The organism is Mesorhizobium sp. M1088, from assembly GCF_040318575.1.
GTDB lineage: Bacteria > Pseudomonadota > Alphaproteobacteria > Rhizobiales > Rhizobiaceae > Mesorhizobium.
The window spans coordinates 1-21,572 of the sequence record NZ_JAMYMO010000041.1 but is presented as its reverse complement, the minus strand read 5'-3'; the positions used below and the strand labels follow the sequence as shown (position 1 = coordinate 21,572).

The window sequence follows — 21,572 nt, the reverse complement described above, 5'->3', positions numbered from 1 at the left end:
TGCGGGAGCGCTCATGGCGACATCTCCGCGATGCCGCTTGTCTCGATGCGGTTGAGCCTGGAAAAGGCGTCGCGGATCGAACTGGCACCGCTCGTCGCAACGACATCGGCCACCTTACCCTTGGCAACCAGGTCGCCCTGCCGCAGCACGACGACATGGTCGCCGTCTTCAACCTCATCGATCAGATGCGTCGCCCACAGCACACCGATGCCCTCGGTTTCGACGAGTTTGCGGATGGTGGCCAAAATGCCCGCACGCGACTGGATGTCGAGACCGACCGTCGCCTCGTCGAGCAGCAGCAGGGAAGGGCGGTGGAGCAGCGCCCGCGCGATCTCGATGCGCCGCATTTGGCCGCCGGAAAGACTGCGTGCCTTGTCATGCTGACGGCCCTGCATGTTGACTGTATCGAGCAGCGCGGCAATGCGCTGCCGGGCTTGGTGTCCGCCAATGCCATGCAGCGAGGCGTGGTAGGAGAGGTTCTGGTGGACGCTGAGGTCGAGGTCGAGCGTGCGTGCCTGGAATACGATGCCCACACGCCTGAGCGCTTCGCCCGAAGCGCGGCTGACGTCATGGCCGAAGATGCGAATCGATCCGCGGCGGGTGCCGTAAAGATGGCTGATCAGTGAGAACAAAGTTGTCTTGCCGGCCCCATTGAGGCCGAGCAGAACGGTGAAAGTTCCCCGCGCGATCGAGAATGAGACGTCCTGGAGCGCTCGCTTCGGACCATACGAATGGCTGACGCCGGCAACATCGAGCGCTGCCACCTCCTCTCCAGCTCCGCTTGTCCTCACATGCTGCATGCCGCTGGCTCCTTCGGGGCGCGCTGGTCATCTAGTGCACTTGCAACATCCCGCGGCAAATATTCATCACGTCGGTCTCCCTGATCATTGCTGCGGTCTAGTGGGGCGATATGGCCACGCCCCAAGGCTGCTGGCCCACCGTAACCGATTGAACCGGCTCGTCCGTCGCCGTGTCGATGAAGGTGATGTCGTTGGAATTGCCGTTGGTGGTGATCAGCGTCTTCTGATCGGGGGTGAAGTCGAGATGCCAGACGCGCTGGCCGACCAGGATGTATTTTTCCACCTCGTAGGTTTCGGTGTTGATGACGGCGACGTGGTTCGCTGGGCCGAGCGCGACATAGGCTTTCTTGCCGTCCGCGCTGATTGCGATGCCGACCGGCTGGATGGTTTCGGGCCGCAGTCCCGCAATCGCGAACTGGATCTTCTTCACCACCTCGCGTTTGATACTGTCGATGACGCTCACGGTGCCGCCGATTTCGGCACTGACCCAGATCTGGGATCCGTCGGGCTTGAATTGCGCAAAGCGGGGACGCGTGTCGACCAGGACGTTGTCGGTCACCTCATGGCTGTCGGTGTCGATGAAATGCGCCATGCTGGTGGTTTCGGAGGTGTTGACCATGGTTTTGCCATCGGGACTGACGGCCATGCCCTCAGGCTCCACCCCAACGGGAATCTCGGTCATGACCTGCTTGCTCTCGACGTTGATCGCGGTGACGAGATTGTCGTCCTCGTTGGCGACGTAGAGCGTCTTGCCGTCGGGCGAAAGCACGAACAGTTCGGGATCGGGGCCTGATGGCAGCGTGCCAACGATCTGCAGCGTCGCGCTATCGATGATTTCGATCGTATCGTCATCGCTGGCGCACAAATAGATGAACTTGCCGTCATGCGAGATGGTGATACCGCGCGGCCTCTGGCCGACTTCGACGGTCTTCACCACTTGCATCGTCGCCGTGTCGACGACCGTTATCGTATTGTCTTTCTCGTTGGAGACATAAACGGTGTAAGCCCACGCCGGATTGGCCATGAAGCCGAGAATGGCGAGTGCGCAAGCTCGTCTCTGCACGAAAATTCCTCCCGATTGGTTCTACTTAAGGACGCATTTCGTTTCCGGCTGATCGACGCCGAGCGTATCGAGCTCGGAGATCTGGTGGAGATAACCCTCCTGTGGCGATGTCGAGACCACGGATTTGGTGTCGCCGAGCAGGATTGGCTGGCGAAGCTGATGGTTCCACTTGCGGAAGGTCAGCTTCTGTCCCTTGAAGGCGGCGACCGAGAAATCGTCCGAGCGGATGTAGTCGCTGATCTTCTTCGGATCGTCGCCATTGGTCCGTGTGCTGGCTTCGCCCACCGCCCGCACCGCCGTCCAGGCCGACATATCCTTGGACAGCATTCGCCGGCCGGTCGTCCTCAGGAAACGGCTTTGCATTTGAATGCCACCCCATTGCTCGCTCGCGGGATGCCAGGACGATGCGACAAGACCGGCCGTGCCGGCGACCAGCCGCGGTGTCCAGGTGCGGTAGGGCACATAGGTTCCGAACACCTCGCTCTCATCGGCGACAAGCACCACGTCATGCTCCGGCAGATCCTGCGTGAACACGGAAATCTGCTGCTGTATCTGCGTGGCGCCAGTGTCGGTGCGGCGCGCCGTGCCATTGTCTTTGAACTCCTTCTCGGCGACGATCTGACCGCCGAAGCGAGCCGCCGCGCGGCGCAACGCGGCCGCATAGAGATGATCCCGCTCATGCGAACCATAGAGCAGCACCCAATTCGGCCATTTCTTTACCACGAGATACTGCGCCAGCGCGTCAGCCAGCATGCTTCGTGTCGGCGCCACATGGAAAATGTTTATGCGGCAGTCTTCCTCGCGCAGGCTGTCGTCTGTGGCACCGACATTGAAGACCAGAACGCCCTTGTCGCGGGCGATGTCGGCGATCGACAGCAATTGCCTGGCCGAGAGGTCAGCGACAACATAGCGGTCACCTTTGGCAATCAGATCGTTGAACGCCTGAACCGCGTCGGCGTCCGGCTTGACCTCGGCTATGTCGAGGCTGAATTTCTGGCTGAGGAACTTTCCTGTCGTGTTGTTGTCGCCGATCGCCACATTGGCGCCGGCGACACCTTCGTCGCGTGGCGGCAGGTCCAGCAGGGAAAGCGCCAGTTGCGGCGCGTAGGCCCGCAAATAACCTATTCTGATTTCGGTTATCTTTCTTTCCGGCCTGTCGGCTGCGACCGGTTGCTTGCCCGTCACTTCCTGGGCCATCACGCCTGTAACGTTGGCGGTCTGGAAAAAAAAGCACAAAAAGGCCGCGAGAGTGCCTGGCACCGCGCTCGTCATCGATAAAACTGCCCATTCTTGCACTAAAGTCCGATTGTTCCCGGACCAGCGCGAATTCAAGGTGCCCACAATGAGCTTAGCGGACGCCACAAGATTTATCAAAGCCCCGCAAGTGGACTTACGTGTCTGCTTTAGTCCTATTCCTTTTCGCGGGGATACGGCGATGAATGAGCGTATTGCGGTCTCATCCGCAGCAATGGCGGAATGAGAAACTCTATGGGTCGTCATGGGAGGATTGCCTGATGAAAACGCGCGCCGCTGTCGCCGTCGCCGCCGGAAAGCCGCTGCAGATCATGGAGGTCGACCTCGAAGGTCCCCGCGATGGCGAGGTGCTGGTCGAGATCAAGGCAACCGGCATCTGCCACACCGACGAGTTCACGCTGTCGGGCGCCGACCCGGAAGGCCTGTTTCCGGCGATCCTCGGCCATGAGGGCGCCGGCATCGTCGTCGACGTCGGCAAGGGCGTCACCTCGGTCAAGAAGGGTGACCATGTCATCCCGCTCTATACGCCGGAATGCCGGCAGTGCCCGTCCTGCCTGTCGCGCAAGACCAATCTGTGCACCGCCATCCGCGCCACGCAGGGACAGGGCTTGATGCCGGACGGCACCTCGCGCTTCTCGATCGGCAAGGACAGGCTGTTCCACTATATGGGCTGCTCGACCTTCTCCAATTTCACCGTGCTGCCCGAGATCGCGGTGGCCAAGGTCAATGCCGACGCCCCGTTCGACAAGATCTGCTACATCGGCTGCGGCGTCACCACCGGCATCGGCGCTGTCATCAACACGGCCAAGGTCGAGCAAGGCGCGACGGCGGTCGTGTTCGGCCTCGGCGGCATCGGCCTCAACGTCATCCAGGGATTGCGCCTTGCCGGCGCCGACATGATCATCGGCGTCGACCTGAACAACGACAAGAAGGAATGGGGCGAGAAATTCGGCATGACGCATTTCGTCAATCCGAAGGAGATCGACGGCGATGTCGTGGCTCATCTCGTCAACATGACCAAGCGCGGCGCCGACCAGATCGGCGGCGCCGACTACACGTTCGACTGCACCGGCAACACCAAAGTCATGCGGCAGGCGCTCGAAGCGTCGCATCGCGGCTGGGGCAAGTCGGTCATCATCGGCGTTGCCGGCGCCGGCCAGGAGATCTCGACGCGGCCGTTCCAGCTGGTCACCGGCCGCACCTGGATGGGCACCGCCTTTGGCGGCGCGCGCGGCCGCACCGACGTGCCGAAGATCGTCGACTGGTACATGGCCGGCAAGATCGAGATCGATCCGATGATCACCCACACGCTGAAGCTCGAGGACATCAACAAGGGCTTTGACCTGATGCATGAAGGCAAGTCGATCAGGAGCGTGGTGGTTTACTGACGAGAAGAAAGCCGCCGGCAAACCGGCCAGCGGCCGAAAAATGCAGATGTTCAACAAGGGAGGAGACAAAAATGCCGGAAAAACTGCATCCTAAAATCGACAATGGACTGCCACGGGAAAAGGCCGACTTTGCCGGCGGCACGCTGGTCTGCGCCTGCACCAGCAACCCGGTCAAGGTGAAGGTCAAGGGCCAGATCGCCCACAACCATGCCTGCGGCTGCACCAAATGCTGGAAGCCGGAAGGCGCGCTGTTCTCGGTCGTGGCGGTTGCCGGTACAAACGACGTGACGGTGACCGAAAACGGCGACAAGCTGAAGATCGTCGATCCGGGCGCGCTGATCCTGCGCCATGCCTGCACCGGCTGCGGCGTCCACATGCACGGCCCGGTCGAGCGCGACCACGCGTTCAAGGGGCTGTCCTTCATCCATCCGGAACGCTTCCAGGAAGACGGCTGGGCGCCGCCGGGCTTCACAGCCTTTGTCTCCTCGATCATCGAGTCCGGTGTCGATCCAAGCCGCATGGACGGCATAAGGTCACAGCTGAAGTCGATCGGGCTCGAACCTTATGATTGCCTCAATCCAGGACTGATGGACTATATCGCCACCTGGACGGCCAAGAGGTCCGGCGCGTTGCCAGCCTAACGACTGATCAGACACTTTGGGGGCCGGACGAAATCGCCCGGTCCCAGGCGTTGGAACAAACGCAGGCGAGCGCGTAAACGGACACGCTTCGTAAGTTATTGCCGACGTGCTGTCAGCCTCGGGGGGCGTTGGGCTCAACGGGAATACGCTGAAATTGGTCCAACCGGATCGTATAGCTTCAAGATCAGCGACTGCGATCAGTTGGTTCTGGCTTGGCGCGGCCCAGATCGTGGACTAGCTTGGATATCGCGGGCAATGTCGCGCCCAAAGCGCGATGGCGGCAAGGTGGTGCTCCTTACCAGTACGATATCGAGCGCCTAGCGGGGCTTGAACAGCAGCACCATCAGCTTGCGGCGTTTTGTCCAGGAAACCAGCCCGTACACCAGCGCGACCCCAGACCAGCCGATACCATCGGTGCGGCCGCGAACAAGGCGGGCGTCGGGGAAGCGTCGTGTGGCGGCCGGCAACAGTGCGAAAGCCGGCGGTCACTGCTGTCACGCGAAGCCGGAAGTCGGTCACGACCTGTCTCTGTTTCAATGGATCTGTCGCCGGCACATTCGGCCGATTTGGGCCACCGGGCAAGGCATTGCATTTCAGAACGGCCACATCTGCCGCGTGGCGCCGCGGAAATCATGGGCACATTCTGCTTTAGCCGGCCAAGATGGCAATGTACTATTTGCCAATAAGCTGGCCATGGTTGCAGGACTATTCTAGGCCAGACCAAACCGAAATGAAGCTGATGACCGATCGCGCCAGGTTCCTGATCATTGACGACCATCCGCTGTTTCGCGAGGCGCTGCATAGTGCCGTGCAGATGGCCTATCCGGAAGTCGACACGGTGGAGGCGCGCTCGATTGCCGAGGCGCTCGAGCTTCTGACGGATGCCAAGCCGTTCGACCTGGCACTGCTCGATCTCAGCATGCCCGACGTGCATGGGTTTGACGGGCTGCTGCAGCTCAGGACGCGTTATCCGCGCCTGCCGGTGGTCATCGTCTCCGGCTATGAGGAACCGAAGATCATTTCCGAGGCGCTGTCCTACGGTGCGGCCGGCTTCATCCCGAAATCGGCGCGCAAGAGCGACCTTGCCGCCGCCATCCGCTCGGTGATGGAAGGCGCGATCTATGTTCCCGACACTTATGAAGGCCGGCCGCGCGACGCCGACAGCACCGACCGCGCCGAGATGGTGCAGCGCCTGGCTACGCTGACGCCGCAGCAGCTCAAAGTGCTGCAGATGCTGCGCCAGGGCCTGCTCAACAAGCAGATCGCCTACGAGCTGCAGGTCGGCGAGACCACCGTCAAGGCGCATGTCTCCGAAATCCTGCGCAAGCTCAACGTCTACAGCCGCACCCAGGCGGTGATCGAGGTCTCAAAGCTGGACAATGCCGAGCTGTTTCGCGATCCGGCGGGGTTTTGAGGGGTCGGTGCCGATGCCCCTGCAAACGAAGCAGCAAGGCGCTGCGATCAGGTGAATGTCTCAAAGGCGTTTGATCTGCTGCTCCCTACCCGAATGATATAGACGAAATGATTTCTCTCCTTTCGCCTACCTCATCGATGAGATCGTATTCCTCGCCTTGCGCGAGGTAGGTCACGAATGCAAAATCGTTTCCATTCGACAAATACCAGGCCAATAAGGTTGATCTGTAGTCCGCGACGAAACGCCAACACACATTACGTCGCAAATTTTCTCTCAAAAATCCGCTCGACATCTATGAAATTGTTTCGACAAAACTCGACCATAAACGTTCTAAGAACATCGAAATCTGCATTTGGCTTTTCCCCGCTTCGATATTTCGCAATAGAGAATTGAAGGGTGCCGCCGGCATCTGATTCTTTAAACTAAGGTAGGCGGCGATCCCTCGGGGAGGTTGTCAGTTATGTCTTCCCATCCGACGGGCAAGTCGAAGGTGCCGTAGAACTGCACTGTCATTGTGGGTTTCCCGGGCTCCCTCAGTCGCGCATGGGCATGCCCGGCATAGTCACGGCACCGCGTCGGCGCGCATAAGCGTCACCCTTGTTATCCGGTTTGCATGAGCGTGATATGAGATATGTATTGAATGATGCGCCTCGTCGAAGCGGTCCCAAGGGCCGTATTCACCCAAAAAAGGATCTCTCCGTGCCGCGCCGCTTTTTGAGGGCACGCCAAAGATATTCAGCACGTCGTTGCGACTGGATGAAAAGGGGATATCAAGGAGGTCTCGATCCAAATTGTCAGCTTCTATGAATATGGTGTCTATTTTTTCATCGCGATCGCAGATGAAGGAAAATTTGTGACGCGCAGAAACGTAATCTATGCGGATTTCCGGAAGATCATGATCTACAGTTCGTTTGAACTTCCAGGATTCAAAAGTCGGTGATGTCAAAAGAGATGACGCCGGTTTTCCCAAGTAATCGAGGATCGCGTTAGCCATTCTCTAAGCCAGCAGATGCGCCAGCAACGCCCTCAGTTGGGCCGGCTTCAGCGGCTTGCGCATCAGCTCGATGCCGGCGGCGCGGGCGGCCTTGGCGACACTTTCCGAGCCGTCGGCGGTGACGATCAGCGCCGGCACCGCGCGGCCGAGACAATCACGGACTTTGGCGATTGTTGTGGTGCCGAGGTCGCCGCCGTCGAGATGCTGGTCGGCTATGACAATATCTGGCAACCAGTCGGTGTCGCCAAGCATGTCGAGCGCGTCACCGGTCGAGGTGGCGGGGCGCACCAGACATTGCCAGCGCTCGAGCAGGGAGGTCATCGCCTGCAGCACGTCGATGTCGTTCTCGACCAGCAGCACCCTTGTGCCGAACAGACCGTAGCCGCGCGGCCGCTCCATGTCGACGGTGCTGGCGATTGGATCGGCCGTGTCGCCGATCCCGACCGGAACGTCGATATGGAAAATCGTGCCATGTCCGACCTTCGACGAAAACGTGACGGGATGGCCGAGGGCCGCGGCGATGCGGCGCACGATGGCCAGCCCCAACCCCAGCCCGCCGGCGGCAAGCCCGGCATCCGTCGGGATCACGCCGCGATGGAATTCCTCGAACACCGCCTCGCGCTGGTCGTCGGGGATGCCGCAGCCGGTATCGGCGACGTCGATGCGGATCGTGTCGCCGCGATGCCTGGTGCCGACCAACACGCCGCCCGAGCGGGTATAGCGCAGTGCATTGGACAGGATGTTCTGCAGGATGCGGCGCAGCAAGGTTCGGTCCGAACGAACGAGCGCATCGACCGGCCGGAACTTCAGCGTCAGCCCCTTCATCTCCGCGACCGGCTGAAAATCCGAGCGCAGAGACGAAAACAGCGTCTCCAGGCTGACATCGGTGATGTCGGGCTGCACGACGCCGGCATCGAGCTTGGAAATGTCGAGCAAGGTGCGGAGCAGGTCCTCCATCGTCTCCAGCGATCGCTCGACCTGGCGGACCAGCTTTCTGCCTTCCTCGCTGGTCTGTACTTCAGCAAGCGCCGAGACCGACAGATGCGCGGCGTTCAGCGGCTGCAGCACGTCATGGCTGGCGGCCGCCAGGAACCTGGTCTTGGACAGGTTCGCCAGCTCGGCGTTTTCCTTGGCTGCGTTCAAGTCGATGTTCGACTGCTCCAGCCGGCGCAAGGTCGAATGCAGCTCTTCGGTGCGGCTGCGCACCCGGCTCTCAAGCGAAATGGCGGTCTGGAACAGCGAAAAGGCATTGCCTTGCTGGTCCATGGAACGCTCGACGCGGCTGATCAGCGCGGCGTTGATCTTCTTCAGCCTTTCCAGGTCGTCGATGTTCCTGAGCGGCATCCCGGATTTCCTACTCCGCCGCTTCGGCCGCATTGCGTTCACCGAAGGCGATGCCGGTGAAGGTCTGGTTCAGATGCATCGAACGGTACTGTTCGCCATAGGTGCCGAAGCCGAGGACGTTGTTGACCTTGTAGAGTTCCGAAATCTCGCGATAGACCTGCCGATTGCGCGCGTCGAGCCGGCGCAGCACGCAGTCGAAACCGAGGATCAGGTCAATGCCGCCAAGCCTTTCGCTGACGTCGCTGAGCGCGGCGCGGGTCGCCTCGACCATGTCCTTAGGCTGGGCGACGGCAAGCACGACACCATCGTCGATGGCGCAGAAGAACGACAGCGAGCCGTCCGCGTGCATCTTCTGGATTGAACGGCAGTAAAATTCGCCGCCGACTTTCACCACCACCGGATGCGAGGCAAAACTCAATGGCGTCAGCATCTGCGCGACAACGCCGACCGAGGCGGCATATTCCTCGGCGGCAATGGTGGCGTTGAATTCGCGCACGATGCGATGGTCGGGATCGGATGCCGTCACCACCAGCTTCTCGTCGGTGGGAACGAAATTGTCGGTCTTGAACACGTGGAAAGGAATTTCCGTGGTGACCAGCACGATGATGGCGCTGTCGGAGGTCACTTTGCCGTTCGAGATCAGCCGTGTTGTCTCGAATTTCAAATCATCGCCAGCCGACCCACCGATCAGTGGGATGTCGTCGAGCCCCCAATGGATGGCGGAGGTCACCGCTTCTTCGGCATAAGACAGGCCGTCGATCAAGCAGAGCGCGAAAGTGGTGTCGGCCCGCTCGTGCCCGAGGCGCTCGTGTAACGAACGCCTCAGCGCCTCGACTTCGCCGGTAATCCCGTCCATGCCCGATGAGGACAGATTTTCGACCATGGTGCTGGCTGCCGAAAACGATACGGAGGGAAGCAGCATAGCCAGGATCTGGCCTTCCTCCAGCCCTTTGGGCGTTATCTCACCGGCTGTCGAGCAGCCGGCATAGTGGAGCGCCGGTGCGTGGGTCTTCAGCGCTTCCGACAGGGCGACGGCCTCTATGAGGCTCTGCGAGAAAAACAGGAGGGCAAACCCGGCGTCAATGGCCGCTGCTTCCGCTGCCACCGCCCGGGCGAACGCATCCGCGTCAGATTCGTCGGTGGTGAGCACCGAAACGCCGCATGCATAGCGCGTCCGTGACTTGGCCAGCGGCTTCCTCCTCCATTTCCTCCAACGCTCTTTTTTGTGCGCGTCTGGCGCGCCGGCGTCGAGGTCATTGTTGTCTTGAAGCGGCGCTTTGGCAATGAGCCAACATGATGGATTTGAAGTTTCTGCCGTTTGACGGCGTCCGCGCTGCCGCTCACAGACGAAAGGCCGCGTCGCACCGCCATCCGTGCAACGAAGGCCCAGCTGAATTTGCCGCAGGCGAATGTCAAGGCTCGACGTGCCAAGAATGGGGCAGGATATCGCGCTTAGCCGTTGCCGCTTTGGACAGGGTGTTAGTCTAGCCTGGCGGTTGTCGTGGTCAATCCGGGGCAGGTGACAGCCTACGCCAATGCGCTCGGCAAGCGGGCCAGGACCGACACCACCGATGCTGCTGTAACGCTGCCTTCGTTGGGTCGAGCAAGCGGCAAGTGCCCGTTGCGCGGCACCGAAGCCGAGGCCCTGGCCGGGCTCGTCGCTCGCCGCCGTCAGATTGTGCGGATGATCGCAGCCGAGAGAGCCATGCCCGCACCGCCATGGCAACGCAGGCACCAAAGAGCATCCAGCCAAAAGGAAAAAGACCGGCTGGAGAAGGTGTTGTTTCGCGGTTATTTCCGATCGCTTAGACTCAATTAGGCGACTTTGAGATCTTTCATCGCCTTTTCAACGACATCCTTGATCGGCCTCGATACATCTTCGGCAGCCTTGGTCGTCACGGCCTGAAATTCCTTGGCCTGCTCGACGGTCTTTTCGAGCTGCGTGCGCAAGAAGGCAGTCTGCAGTTCGATGAACTCGGACGGCGACTTCACGGCAACCAGGGCTTCGAGGTGCGAGAAGCCGGCTTCGGCATTGGCGCGCAGAGCAGCAATTGTCTTCAGCGACAACTCGTTGCCGACGGTCTTGGCGGTTTCGAAGCTCGACTGCAGAGCCTTCTGGGTCGTCTCGGTGCCTGACGCAAATTTCGCATAGGCTTCTTTCGACTGCTCGACGCCCTTTTCGGCGACAGCGCGGACCTGGTCGGCAGCCTTCGACGCGTCGAAGGTGGGGAATGCGGTATTTTCAACGGTGTCAGCGGTCTTGGCCATAGTTTCCATCCTTTCCGGTGGACGGCCTTTCACAAAAGCCGTCTCGTTCATTTACGAAACTGACGTTACGGCATTTATAGTGCATTGCAATATTTTTGTGCGACGCACCATCCCTCTTCCAGCGTTCCGAGGGGGCATGCGGAGGGTCGGTGGCATCTCGAGATCGCCGGTTCTGCAGGAAGAACTCTTCTGGACGGATCACCTGATCCAGCATAGCCTCGCAACAGAGCACGACGTTTTGCCACCTGCGTATCTACTTCAGTCGCTATTCGGCGACCGTCCAAGTCTACGTCAACGAAAGCGTTAAATTCGTGCGCCGCAAACTTTCAGTCGGCGTACCCGCTGGGCACAAGGCGATCGCTTTCCTTAGCGCGCCATCGAGAAGTTGCCTCGATATGGCGGTGGTTGACGCGAAGGCGCGCCTCTACCGCTTCCAGTGCGCCGTGAAGTGACCACCCCTGGTGGTCTATCGGTTAGCCAAGTTCCGGATCAGTGCGGATGCCTGAAGAAGACAACCGCTTCCTATCATCCAGGCATACAGTCCCACATGATCCGACGGGCTGAAGCCGGTGGGCAAATGCACGATAGGCATTCGAAACGACTTATCGTCGACCACCAACCCAACGGATCGAAGATCCGGTGGCACGTTTCCGGGAATTGCCAAAATTGGGGTATCCTTGTCCCAGACCAAGCTTGTCGCCAGCGACTCTTCATTATAGACAACCGAAACATCCGCCCTGTGCCCCGGTGGGCGCCAAAGCTCCAGTTTGAGGTCATAAACGCAGCCTGTCAGACCATTTTCGACCGGTACCATCCAAGGTTCCAAGGTGGCGGCCGTCGTGTCGGAAACGCCACGAGATCCACCTATGGTTTGGAGCTGACCAGCGGCATTCCCCAATAGATCCGAAATCGCAGTCAAACTCGAAGAAGCGCCTGCCGCCCCGTTAGACGTTGATCCAGAATCCGATGCGTCGTCAGTCACCACAATATCGGCAGGTCCCGGCAACGCAGTGACCGAGCCATCGTCACCCATCAAAGTGACAGTCGATCCACCCTCGATATGCACGAGGTCGCCCAGTCTGAACAGTTTGCCGAGCTGAGGGCTGTCCGCGGGAGGATCGACAGCGACAACGACATACTCGCTGGCCGCAAGAGCGCTCGAGCAGGAACCAACTGCTGCGATGGCCGCAGCCAGTAGGAAAATGATTTTGGGTTGCCGATACATGACGCACGTTCAACCATACGCTTGTTTTACTTGCCTTCAAGATAGATCCTATCGCCAGCCTCACCCTGCTTCAGTCTCCCAAGGTGATAAGCAACGAGGCCATCGTTGGGATATTGAATGGCCAGCGATGCAAAGGCAGCAGCGGCAGTCTTGTCGCGCGCGGACATCAGCAAGTAAGCTTGCGAGTAAGCCTCCACCATCTCGCGATTCATACGCCCGTCTTCCAGCAACTCGAAGGCTGAGATCCACTCAGTCTTGCCTTTCAGACACAACACACCGGACGGCCGAAGCAGGTAGTCATCGGAAGAGTTCGCCACCTCCTCGCTGATGCAGTTCACGGTACCTAGAAACTTGTTCGCGCCTTCGAGCCTGGCAGCGGTGTTCACCGTATCGCCCATGGCCGTGTAGTTGAAGAATCGATTGCCCCCAAAATTTCCGACAACTGCAGGTCCTCGATGGACGCCGATACGAGTGACGCCAACGTCATGGCCTCTAGACTTTAGATCTGTCCGAAATCTTCGAGACATCGCGACGGTAGCAAGCGTTAGTTTTAGGGCCCTTTCGGCTTGGTCCTCCTGCACACCCGGTGCGCCAAAAAAACCAATGACTGCATCGCCTATTAGTTTGTCTATCGTGGCGCCATGTTCAATGAAGAGACCACAAACCGCCTCGAGGTATTCATTCAGAACCGTAGCAAGTACCTCTGGTTCCGTCCGTTCGCCCAAACTGGTGAATCCCTCAAGGTCGGTGAACACGCACGTTATCAAGCGTTCGGATCCGCCGAGGCGCAGCGACGCCGGCTTGCTGACTAGCTCTGCCACGACTGCCGGGCTGAGATACTGAGAGAACGCGTTCTGGACGAAACGCCTTTCTTTCGAGTCCCGGTGCCATGCCAGAATGGCGACGAATCCGGAGAGCCCTAGCAGCAGCATCGACGGCGCGACCATAGGTAACAGAATTCCGGCCTTGGCAAACGCGGTTGCTTCTAAGATCAAGACCGAAACGACTGCGCCGATGATGACCACAGGTTTCACCAACACTGATATGCGGAGCCAAGCGACCCAGATGCAGAGCGCCGTCGCGAGAACGAAGGGCGCAAACGCCGCCACCGCCTCTGGCGTAATGATTTTGTCGCCCTTGATCAATCTCGCCAGCGCATTGGCATGAATAACGACACCCGGCAGCGCTCCGGCAACAGAGCCGTTCAGCACGGCAAAGGGGGTTGCATGACGATCCTGCAGCGGGAGGTCAACGCCGATCAAAACGAACTTCCCGGCGAACCAGGCCGGGGGCGCGAAAGCGGCGGCGTGTGCCGGATATATTGTCCATCGTGCCGGATGAATGCCTGTAGCCCGATAGTAGACCATCTTCTCCGCAGCTTGCGATGCCGATATGCCGGCGGTCTGCGCAAGCGCTGATGCAAAGCTAGGTTGCCAGTTGCCATTCACCACGCGCCCTGGAAATTCTTCCCGCACAACCCCGTCGACCCTATCATGAGACAGGGCGGCCAGTCCGCGGATGGCGCTTGGCGCGAAGCGACTAAGATACGACAGTTGCTTGTCGGTAAGGTCGTCCCCGTGTGATGCAGATGCGACAATTACCGGACTTTCGGCCGCCTCGATAACCTCAGCTAGGCGCCGATCCTTTTCCGCCTCGGTTGGCTGATCGAAAAGCAAGTCGATGCCTATTGTTCTCGGATGAGCCTTATCGATTCTCTGCACGAGGTCGGCCAAGGCACCCCGATCCAGCGGCGATCTATAGGGAAACCTTTCCAATGTCTGCTCTGTGATCGTTACGATCACGATGTCTGTCGGGGGCGCGACGAAGGGCGAGATGGTCGTCATCAAGACGTCGCGCAGCAGTTTCTCGCCTGAGGGAGAGAATGTGGCAATGCAGGCGCCCAGAATGAAAAAGAATCCGAGCGACGCGAGAAGGCGCCCTTTTTGAACCATTCCGATCAGCGTGAAGACGGCCAAGCTGCGTGCAATTCGTTTCGGTGTCTATCGGCGTGAATCTACACAGCATAGACCGCTGACGAACTGTGGGCTAGCGGCGGGCCCTTCGCTAGATCCGCTGGACTTGACACTGCGAAGCACCGGGCTCAGTCTCGCAAGACTGCTCCGGTTTTATCCTGTCCATCGACTGGTGAATCCGCTGCATGAGCTGAGACTAAGGATATACAGCCATGATGGCGCTTCGCTTCGCCATTGCGCTTCTTCTAGTTTCGCTGAGCGCCCAAGCGTGGGCAGAACGGCGCGTCGCGCTGGTCATCGGTAATTCTGCCTATAGATACGCGGTTCCACTTTCCAATCCAAAAAATGATGCGGTGGATATGACCGCAAAACTGCAGGCGTTGGGCTTTGAGGTGGTTGCAGGCGAGGACCTCGATCTGAGCGGGATGCGCGGCACGGTTCGAGATTTCATCGGCAAGCTGGATGGTGCCGACATGGCGCTTCTCTTCTATGCCGGCCATGGCGTCCAGGTGAACGGCACCAACTACATGGCTCCCGTTGATGCGCGGCTATCCACATATAACGACCTCGACTTCGAAGCCGTGCCCATGGACCTCGTCTTGTCGGCCATGGAGCGAACCACGAAGGTCAACCTGGTATTTTTGGATGCTTGCCGGGACAGTCCTTTCTCACAGAACCTTGGGCGCTCGATGGGTACGCGATCAGGGTCGGTCGGTCGGGGCTTGGCAAAGCTAGGCACGGGCGTTGGATCGCTCATAGCCTTTGCAACGCAGCCCGGGAACGTTGCGCTGGACGGCGAGGGAAGGAACTCGCCGTTCACATCTGCGCTGCTGAAGAATCTTGGTACGCCTGGCCAGGACATCTCCCGCGACCTCATCAACGTCCGTAGGGATGTGCTTGAAGCAACCGACGGCAAACAAGTGCCATGGGACAACTCCTCGCTGACGGGCGACGTCATTTTGCAACCGTTGGCCGGAAACACCGCTGTCACGTCGGGTGCGAAAGGAGGGGACGTAGAAGTCGCCTATTGGGAGACCATCAAGGAAAAAACGGACAAGCGCTTCTTTGAGGCCTATCTCAGACAGTATCCAAGCGGCGCCTTTGCGGCGTTAGCCAGCTTGAAGATCGACGAGATCGAACAGGCAGCAACAGATCGTGGCAAAGCCCCCTCGATTTCCATCGAGGGCGTGGAGGTTGCAGAAGCTCATCCTGATTTAGATGTGACGCAAGCTTCGGCTGATCCGCGCGCGTTGACAAAGGCAACGCAAACAGAGCTAACGCGAGTCGGCTGCCTTGTCGGACAGGCAGACGGCAAATGGGGACCGGGAAGTCGGAAAGCTCTTCAAGCCTTTGCCGAGCAGCGGGGATTGAAGCTTGCCAGCCTGGAGCCGACGAAAGAGGTGTTGCGCGCAATCAAGAATATCCCAGAACGTGTCTGCGCTCCGGTCAAGGTAAAGGCTTTTGATGGCGCGTGGGCACTGACGCGGCGCGCAGGTAATTCCGCTGCGATTACACTGAACAGTCAACGACAATCTTTATCGATGGAACGGAAATTTCCGCGATGGTGCCTTTGGCCGGAACAATCACCGCCGACGGGGCATTCGACATCTATTTAAGTTTCGTCGATGACGATGGTGCGCCAAGGCAAAACCATATCATCGGCAGGCTTCAAGGTGCGAAAGGCAGCGGTGAGTTTTCTCGAGTCGGAGGCGAGTGTGCAGGTGTCGTAAGACTTGACAAGCGTACTGAATAGGGCCGGCATTTGCGGGTCCGTGCAAACGCCGACCAAACCATTCGGACGTGGTCCGTCTCATTGAACCAACGTTGAAGTCGCGTGGACTTTGCCGTCGTCGCGTACCTCGTAAAATTTGTCGTTGTCAATGTAGATAAGATGACAAACTGGTTTACCTTGGTCTTGTGAACAGGCCTTGTCGCCGTCGAAAGTCAATGGAACTTTGACCTTTATCTTAGTTTTGTTGTTCACCAAAGCTTCACCAATGATCTGTTTTTTCTTCCAGTTCCAGACAAGAGTGGCAGTTATGGCAGCTCCAGCGTCGTATATAATTACGTTTACCTTTTTCCCATTAGCAAAAGTCTTAAATTCTTCCATCGATGCTTTCTTCGCGCTACTTGGTAGATCCTCGGCCCAAGCGGACATAGCAAGTGAAAACGTAGCTGCGACAACAAGCGATAACAGTTTCATCCTATCCTCCCCATCCCCCGCCGGTTTGACTGAAATGTCTATATATTCTTAAGCGAGGAGACTGAAAATTATCATGATAACAAGCTTTCAAGAAGCGGAAATCAGCGCGTCCTAGATGTCGTTGGGGACATTTGCTCAAGTTGAGCGAAGCCGCACATTCTAGCATGTTCCCTAGGATTTTGCGCTTAAGCCAACGCGTTCTCGGTGTTTACAATGCGCAGACCGCCCGAGCGTGTGATGCGTGGTGTTTGGATTGCGAGCCTCTTTGCACTTACCGCCGCCTATGTTGCCGACCAAGCGGGCCTTGAGGGCATCGTCTCGAAGCGCGCCGACAGCCCGTATCGAAGCGGCCCGACGACGAATTGGCTGAAGACGAAGAGCTTCACAGTCCAGGAATACGAACTATTGGGCGTCGAGCGCGAGCCGGGCAAGGCGGCATTCGCCTTGCTGGCGAAGCCCGGTCCCGGAAAATATGCCGGTTCGGCTTTCATCCACCTTGAACCAGGAGATGCGCGAACGGCTGTGGAAGCGTGTCCAAGAGCACGCCGGGCCACCGCCGAAGGGCAAAAAGCGGCCGGCGACCATGGGTCAGGCCGGGCTGAAAGCCCACGTCAAGCATCTACGGGGCGAGTTCGGATTTCGCCACGCCTCACTGCAGGATTCAGAGAGGAGTGATACCTCCAGCGAACACGGCACGAATTAGCCGGCAAACCGCGGCGGGCGGGTGCCTCGGGGACAAGATGGTAGATTGCTAATGCGTTTGCGGGTGTGGCCTTAAGTCGCAAACTATTGGCTTCAGAAGCAGGGCGTCGGGCTTCATTGACGGTGCTGCCAACACCATATGGTGATCCATAGCCTCCCAAACGAGAGAAGCTCGCCCCTGACGGGTCGCACTGCGGCCGTCACCCGGCAATTGCTACGAACTAGGAAACCATCATGCCTGAAAATATCAGACTAACTTCGAGAGATGTCCCCCTCATTCAGCTAGGCCTCTATCAATGCCGCTTCCCGGTGAGCGAAGACCCGTCAGTACCCGGTGGTTATCGTTTTTGTGCTGGGCCAACTTCGCCGGATCGCGTCTACTGCGATCACCACCACAACATTGTGACCGCCGTGGACCCTCGTCGAGCCCGTTCGGGTCTCCACCTCGCTCAGCGACGCGCTGCGTAAGTCTGACTGGCGGCGGCCTCCCAGCCAGGCGCTATGCGCTCCAAGGCCTTGGCTACGACCATTCCGTCGGCTCGGTCTGGCGCATCCTCCCTTATGCCGTCTTCGCCGATGTATCCCCCGTCGCCCGATTGAGAACGACGACTTCTCGCCGAAGCGATCGCTTCGTAGCCCGACTGGAAGCTCAGTGTGCTTTTGTAGAGGTCGAGGGTCCAATCCAACGTCTGGACTCCACTGGAGTGCCTGCACTCGAGAGCGATTGGCTCTGCGGCAGCCGATAAGGACCAAATGCGCCATCTGCGGAAGTTCGAGGCATCGCCGATGAACGGCAGCCATCGGGCCCGTCGCAGAAGTTGGGGTGCGAGCGCACTATGGCGCAAGTCGGCCCCATTGCCGACTTTCCCGCACCCAATATTCCTATGAAGGATGATCTTGCTTTGAGGGCAACCACCGTCCACAACACAAAGGCTTCAACGGTTTTTATGCGGCCAATCGGACTTCTGCCGGGCCACAACCGGACAGCCGTTCACTCCGGCAACCCCGCGAACCGCATGTGTCCGATCCAGCGATCGAGGGCCCCGGGGGCGAGGTAGTTTTTCTCCCATTGCCTGCGTTGTTTGCTGATGGAGTCGCCGGGCGAGTCTTTGAGGAAAACCGCAAGTGCTTGCTTTGCTTCCCGCTTGTTTCCCAGACAAGCGTGGATCCCGGCAAGCATGCGCTGTGCGCCGCTCGGGATTCTAGACATTTTCCGCATCGCCGTCAGCGCAGCCCCGCAATCGTTCTTTTCGTAGAGCGCCCAGCCCATCTGCCAGTGGAACCAGTCGGGGTGGAAGGGATCGATGCCCTTGGCCTGCTCGATCCGATCAATCGCTTCGTCCGTGCGGCCAACGTTCAGCAGCACGCCTGCACTCATGACGAGGATATTCGAGTCGCTGGGGTTCAGGGCGATCGCCTGATCGTACCGGGCAAGGGCCTGCTCCATCTCGCCGGCTTCGGTGTGGATGCTGGCGCGGATGTTATGCGCCTCGGAATCGTCGGGAGCGAGTAGAATAGCCTTGTCGGCGTATTCGGCAGCCCGCTTCAACGCCTCGTCGGGGTTATTTTCCTGCTTGTGCCAGAATACCGCGTCATTGCGATAGGACCAGGCCATCCCGATATAGCCGAACTGGGCGTTCGGATCCGCTTCGATCGCCTTGAGGCTGAACTGCCTTAGCAGATCGTTCCCCGCGGCAGAGAAATTGATCTCGGCCCTTCCCATCAACTCGGCCCTTCCCATCAGGTAGTAGCGGAGCGCGCTGACCTGCGCGGCGTCACTCCTTGGCAGCGGGCGCTGGATTCTCTGCCCGACCCGATCCGCAAGCGTGCGGATGATTTCCTCCTGGACGACGAAAAAATTGCCAATCTCCCGGTTGTAGGTGTTGGCCCAGACATGCGATCCGTCATGCGCATTCAGCAACTGGGCGGTCACTTTCAGCCGGTCTCCGACCTTCTGCTGGCTGCCTTCGAGCAGGTAGTCGACGCCGAGTTCATCTCCGATCTTCCTGGTGTCGACCGGCTGGTCGCGGTACCTGAAGCTCGAGTTTCGGGCGATGACGGCATAAGTCTTGCTCCGCGAAAGCTCGGTGATGATCCCCTCGGCGACGGCATCGCTGAGATATCCCTTATCCGCGCCGGTACTGAAGTCGTCGAAGGGAAGGATCGCAATCCTCGGCATGTCGCTCGAAGGAACTGGAGCGGCTCGCCATATTTCCGCGCCGTAGTATGCGCCGATCGCTGCCGGAGCGAGAACGATTGCAGCAAGAATGAAGCCGCGCTGCGAGAATCGTGTCTTGGCACGTTCCGTGTCGGCTGCGGCGTTTGCGTCCGCCGCGTCCGACGGATTGGCATTCAGCCGGTAGCCTCGCTTGGGGAGGGTTTCCACGATCACGTGCGCGTCGTCCCTCAATGCGCGGCGAATATCGGCAATGCATTGAGTGAGGCTGTCGTCGGTCACGAAGGTCTCGGGCCAAACCGCCTGCATCAGCGCATCCTTGGACACGATTTCGCCCGGTCGCGCCGCGAGCACCGAGAGCACCTCGGCGGACTGGCTGCGAAGATTGACCGCTTTGCCTTCGACGGTTCGGAGTTCTTTGCTTTTCGTCAGGAAGGCAAAATCGCGAAACGTGATCGTTTCAGCAGATTTCAGGTCAATTTCAGGGGCCGTTCGGGACATTTCACCTTCCTGGCGCGCTTCCTAGTTTAGCCCATTCGGCCTTCGCCTCCAAGCGATCCCAGCAGCACCGGATGAAACGGAGGACGACATGAATCGCACCAAGCTCATCATCGCTCTCGCTCTTCTTTTGGCAACGCAAACGGCTGCAAAACCGGATTCCCGCATCGCGAGATTCTGTGGTCCTGACCATGTCAACGAGGTTGCCTCAGACGACGTCCGTCCCAACTCCGGCGGTTATTGTATCGCCAGCCTTAAGTCGATGGATAACCAGGCCATGTTCACCGCCATCGCTGTCACAATCCTTCTGACCAACCAGGGGGAGCTAATCAGGCTCCCCGACGTGAAATCCATGACCTCCATGGCGGAGTGCAGAGCTTGGACCCATCAACAGGAGTTCATGCGCGTACTCCCCGGCTATCTCGCCACCTTCCATTACTGCGACAACGCATCAGAACCATGATTTTGCAAGGCCTGGCTGTTCACGCTCGGACCGAAGGATGGCACCACTCCTGCCGGGACCAAGGTCGTCGAGATCGGGCCCGCTCCGCCGATCAGTGCGAGCGAGTATTTGCTGCGCGTCAACCGTGCCGGTGGAGCGCCCGGTGCCAAGACGCCGATCCATACACATCCGGGACCGGAGGCCTTCTATGTGCTGGGCGGCAAGCTCGGCCAAAGAACGCCCCACGGCGTGAGCTATGCCGAAGCCGGCACGACCATGGTCGGACACGGGGTCGACATGCCGATGGAGGTGTTCAGCGCCGGCACAACCGCTGTTGATGAGCTGGCCATCTTCGTGGTGGACGCCAATCGGCCGTTCTCGTCGCCGGCCAGCCTCGACTGAGGCGACGTTTCGCAGGGTGGCGCGCATGTTTGGTACGAACTGAGGCGGCACCCCAGCGAAGATCCGCAAGATTCGGGAAATTTGGATTTTCGCTTACACGCATCATCGAAGCCGTCGGGCGGCACTGGGCGCGGCGCTGTCCGCATCTCAGCCGCAGCTCGCGCTGGCTCCCGGATCATATCGAGTCCGGCGGGACAAGAAAACAGTTCTCATGCTCTTGGGTCGGATGGAGGCATATATGATAGTCGCCGTCCTGCGACGGAATCTCATCACCATATGGGATGAAATATCGCTGTTGCCGCGTGATCTTCCGATGATCCCCGGGCCTCAGGATCACAACCCAGCCACCGAGACGAACATGAACCGCGCCGTTTGGGATTCGCTGACACTCGCCATGTTCGGCGTCGCCGTGACAGCAGGCCGGCGGATAGCTCCATCCGGACGGGGCATCATGTGCGCTCGAGGGAACCAAGAATCCTGACGACGAAAGGGCCGCAAGGACGACCGCGGCAGGGCTTGGCGCCGCGGCATTCCCTTTTCCGATTGCCGCTTCGGCCACATGTTGAAGCAATTACACGCCTTTATTAGCATTAGCTAACAAAAAGGTGCTGAGGCGTCATCTTATGCACCCGTTCTTGCGTTCCGTTTCGGCATGCTGTCTACCCGGTTCTATCCCGGTAGTGTGTCTCAGTCGTCTAATCGCGGACCGAAATGCAAGCCCAAATTTGTATTGAGGTGTCGTTTGCCGGGAGCACGGTCGTCTTCGCGGTCGACATGAAGCCGCC

At 59.1% G+C, this 21,572-nt stretch carries 20 protein-coding genes; 8 read left to right on the top strand and 12 right to left on the bottom strand.

Features of this window, described 5'->3' with window-relative positions:
• Positions 1-11: 11 nt before the first annotated feature.
• The 3 genes from NKH49_RS29070 to NKH49_RS29060 all read right to left on the bottom strand — a co-directional run bounded on the left by NKH49_RS29070 (position 12) and on the right by NKH49_RS29060 (position 3,135).
• Positions 12-800, bottom strand: coding sequence for a lanthanide ABC transporter ATP-binding protein PedB/LutE (locus NKH49_RS29070; protein ID WP_352928997.1), 789 nt, complete (start codon positions 798-800; stop codon positions 12-14).
• A 97-nt stretch (positions 801-897) separates the two neighbouring features.
• Positions 898-1,863 (bottom strand): YVTN family beta-propeller repeat protein, encoded by a 966-nt coding sequence (locus NKH49_RS29065; protein ID WP_352928995.1) that lies wholly within the window; start codon positions 1,861-1,863, stop codon positions 898-900.
• 21 nt (positions 1,864-1,884) lie between these two features.
• Positions 1,885-3,135, bottom strand: coding sequence for a lanthanide ABC transporter ABC transporter substrate-binding protein PedA1 (locus NKH49_RS29060; RefSeq protein ID WP_352928993.1), 1,251 nt, complete (start codon positions 3,133-3,135; stop codon positions 1,885-1,887).
• Positions 3,136-3,377: 242 nt separating this feature from the next.
• Here NKH49_RS29060 and NKH49_RS29055 point away from each other — a divergent pair, with 242 nt between their 5' ends.
• A complete protein-coding gene (locus tag NKH49_RS29055) occupies positions 3,378-4,505 on the top strand; it encodes an S-(hydroxymethyl)glutathione dehydrogenase/class III alcohol dehydrogenase (RefSeq protein WP_352928991.1) in 1,128 nt (375 codons plus the stop codon).
• A 71-nt stretch (positions 4,506-4,576) separates the two neighbouring features.
• Positions 4,577-5,146, top strand: coding sequence for an S-(hydroxymethyl)glutathione synthase (gene gfa, locus NKH49_RS29050; RefSeq protein ID WP_352697755.1), 570 nt, complete (start codon positions 4,577-4,579; stop codon positions 5,144-5,146).
• Between the two features lie 317 nt (positions 5,147-5,463).
• On the opposite strand, the gene NKH49_RS29045 is transcribed toward gfa, so the two are convergent.
• Positions 5,464-5,613: a hypothetical protein gene (locus NKH49_RS29045; protein WP_352831971.1), complete on the bottom strand. Its 150-nt coding sequence runs from the start codon at positions 5,611-5,613 to the stop codon at positions 5,464-5,466.
• 263 nt (positions 5,614-5,876) lie between these two features.
• Between NKH49_RS29045 and NKH49_RS29040 the strand changes: the two genes are divergently transcribed.
• The gene (locus tag NKH49_RS29040; RefSeq protein WP_352831973.1) at positions 5,877-6,560 is read left to right on the top strand and encodes a response regulator; all 684 of its coding nucleotides are present in this window, start codon (positions 5,877-5,879) and stop codon (positions 6,558-6,560) included.
• Between the two features lie 562 nt (positions 6,561-7,122).
• Here NKH49_RS29040 and NKH49_RS29035 read toward each other — a convergent pair.
• The 3 genes from NKH49_RS29035 to NKH49_RS29025 are packed head-to-tail and all read right to left on the bottom strand — an operon-like array spanning position 7,123 to position 10,048.
• Positions 7,123-7,554: a DUF6392 family protein gene (locus tag NKH49_RS29035; protein ID WP_352928988.1), complete on the bottom strand. Its 432-nt coding sequence runs from the start codon at positions 7,552-7,554 to the stop codon at positions 7,123-7,125.
• A gap of 3 nt (positions 7,555-7,557) precedes the next feature.
• Positions 7,558-8,898, bottom strand: coding sequence for an ATP-binding response regulator (locus NKH49_RS29030; protein ID WP_352503406.1), 1,341 nt, complete (start codon positions 8,896-8,898; stop codon positions 7,558-7,560).
• 10 nt (positions 8,899-8,908) lie between these two features.
• Positions 8,909-10,048: an FIST N-terminal domain-containing protein gene (locus tag NKH49_RS29025; protein WP_352474319.1), complete on the bottom strand. Its 1,140-nt coding sequence runs from the start codon at positions 10,046-10,048 to the stop codon at positions 8,909-8,911.
• A gap of 351 nt (positions 10,049-10,399) precedes the next feature.
• On the opposite strand from NKH49_RS29025, the gene NKH49_RS29020 reads away from it, so the two are divergent.
• The gene (locus tag NKH49_RS29020) at positions 10,400-10,717 is read left to right on the top strand and encodes a hypothetical protein (RefSeq protein ID WP_023679214.1); all 318 of its coding nucleotides are present in this window, start codon (positions 10,400-10,402) and stop codon (positions 10,715-10,717) included.
• On the opposite strand, the gene NKH49_RS29015 is transcribed toward NKH49_RS29020, so the two are convergent.
• The 3 genes from NKH49_RS29015 to NKH49_RS29005 form a co-directional block, all read right to left on the bottom strand.
• A complete protein-coding gene (locus tag NKH49_RS29015) occupies positions 10,714-11,175 on the bottom strand; it encodes a phasin (protein WP_352531729.1) in 462 nt (153 codons plus the stop codon). The two genes, NKH49_RS29020 and NKH49_RS29015, sit on opposite strands and share 4 nt — an antisense overlap.
• A gap of 457 nt (positions 11,176-11,632) precedes the next feature.
• Positions 11,633-12,391, bottom strand: a complete 759-nt coding sequence (locus NKH49_RS29010) for a hypothetical protein (RefSeq protein ID WP_352928986.1) — start codon at positions 12,389-12,391, stop codon at positions 11,633-11,635.
• Positions 12,392-12,417: 26 nt separating this feature from the next.
• Complete coding sequence (locus NKH49_RS29005; protein WP_352928984.1) at positions 12,418-14,367, bottom strand: CHASE2 domain-containing protein; 1,950 nt, start codon at positions 14,365-14,367, stop codon at positions 12,418-12,420.
• A 209-nt stretch (positions 14,368-14,576) separates the two neighbouring features.
• On the opposite strand from NKH49_RS29005, the gene NKH49_RS29000 reads away from it, so the two are divergent.
• The gene (locus NKH49_RS29000) at positions 14,577-15,980 is read left to right on the top strand and encodes a caspase family protein (protein ID WP_352928982.1); all 1,404 of its coding nucleotides are present in this window, start codon (positions 14,577-14,579) and stop codon (positions 15,978-15,980) included.
• 194 nt (positions 15,981-16,174) lie between these two features.
• On the opposite strand, the gene NKH49_RS28995 is transcribed toward NKH49_RS29000, so the two are convergent.
• Positions 16,175-16,567: a hypothetical protein gene (locus NKH49_RS28995; protein WP_031212493.1), complete on the bottom strand. Its 393-nt coding sequence runs from the start codon at positions 16,565-16,567 to the stop codon at positions 16,175-16,177.
• Positions 16,568-16,780: 213 nt separating this feature from the next.
• On the opposite strand from NKH49_RS28995, the gene NKH49_RS28990 reads away from it, so the two are divergent.
• Positions 16,781-17,242: a hypothetical protein gene (locus tag NKH49_RS28990; RefSeq protein WP_352928980.1), complete on the top strand. Its 462-nt coding sequence runs from the start codon at positions 16,781-16,783 to the stop codon at positions 17,240-17,242.
• Between the two features lie 1,018 nt (positions 17,243-18,260).
• Here NKH49_RS28990 and NKH49_RS28980 read toward each other — a convergent pair.
• Complete coding sequence (locus NKH49_RS28980; protein ID WP_352928978.1) at positions 18,261-19,946, bottom strand: winged helix-turn-helix domain-containing tetratricopeptide repeat protein; 1,686 nt, start codon at positions 19,944-19,946, stop codon at positions 18,261-18,263.
• Between the two features lie 88 nt (positions 19,947-20,034).
• Between NKH49_RS28980 and NKH49_RS28975 the strand changes: the two genes are divergently transcribed.
• Both NKH49_RS28975 and NKH49_RS28970 read left to right on the top strand, forming a co-directional pair.
• Entirely contained in the window at positions 20,035-20,406 is a 372-nt protein-coding gene (locus NKH49_RS28975; RefSeq protein WP_352928976.1) for a hypothetical protein, read from the top strand.
• A 108-nt stretch (positions 20,407-20,514) separates the two neighbouring features.
• Positions 20,515-20,787, top strand: coding sequence for a cupin domain-containing protein (locus NKH49_RS28970; RefSeq protein ID WP_352616199.1), 273 nt, complete (start codon positions 20,515-20,517; stop codon positions 20,785-20,787).
• The last annotated feature ends 785 nt before the right edge of the window (positions 20,788-21,572 follow it).

Bases quoted from the DNA above. Each gene is read 5' to 3' on its own strand.
- NKH49_RS29070 (WP_352928997.1), bottom strand. From the start codon at position 800: ATGCAGCATGTGAGGACAAGCGGAGCTGGAGAGGAGGTGGCAGCGCTC.
- NKH49_RS29060 (WP_352928993.1), bottom strand. From the start codon at position 3,135: ATGACGAGCGCGGTGCCAGGCACTCTCGCGGCCTTTTTGTGCTTTTTT.
- NKH49_RS29055 (WP_352928991.1), top strand. From the start codon at position 3,378: ATGAAAACGCGCGCCGCTGTCGCCGTCGCCGCCGGAAAGCCGCTGCAG.
- gfa (WP_352697755.1), top strand. From the start codon at position 4,577: ATGCCGGAAAAACTGCATCCTAAAATCGACAATGGACTGCCACGGGAA.
- NKH49_RS29040 (WP_352831973.1), top strand. From the start codon at position 5,877: ATGAAGCTGATGACCGATCGCGCCAGGTTCCTGATCATTGACGACCAT.
- NKH49_RS29035 (WP_352928988.1), bottom strand. From the start codon at position 7,554: ATGGCTAACGCGATCCTCGATTACTTGGGAAAACCGGCGTCATCTCTT.
- NKH49_RS29030 (WP_352503406.1), bottom strand. From the start codon at position 8,898: ATGCCGCTCAGGAACATCGACGACCTGGAAAGGCTGAAGAAGATCAAC.
- NKH49_RS29015 (WP_352531729.1), bottom strand. From the start codon at position 11,175: ATGGAAACTATGGCCAAGACCGCTGACACCGTTGAAAATACCGCATTC.
- NKH49_RS29010 (WP_352928986.1), bottom strand. From the start codon at position 12,391: ATGTATCGGCAACCCAAAATCATTTTCCTACTGGCTGCGGCCATCGCA.
- NKH49_RS29000 (WP_352928982.1), top strand. From the start codon at position 14,577: ATGATGGCGCTTCGCTTCGCCATTGCGCTTCTTCTAGTTTCGCTGAGC.
- NKH49_RS28995 (WP_031212493.1), bottom strand. From the start codon at position 16,567: ATGAAACTGTTATCGCTTGTTGTCGCAGCTACGTTTTCACTTGCTATG.
- NKH49_RS28990 (WP_352928980.1), top strand. From the start codon at position 16,781: ATGCGCAGACCGCCCGAGCGTGTGATGCGTGGTGTTTGGATTGCGAGC.
- NKH49_RS28980 (WP_352928978.1), bottom strand. From the start codon at position 19,946: ATGTCCCGAACGGCCCCTGAAATTGACCTGAAATCTGCTGAAACGATC.
- NKH49_RS28975 (WP_352928976.1), top strand. From the start codon at position 20,035: ATGAATCGCACCAAGCTCATCATCGCTCTCGCTCTTCTTTTGGCAACG.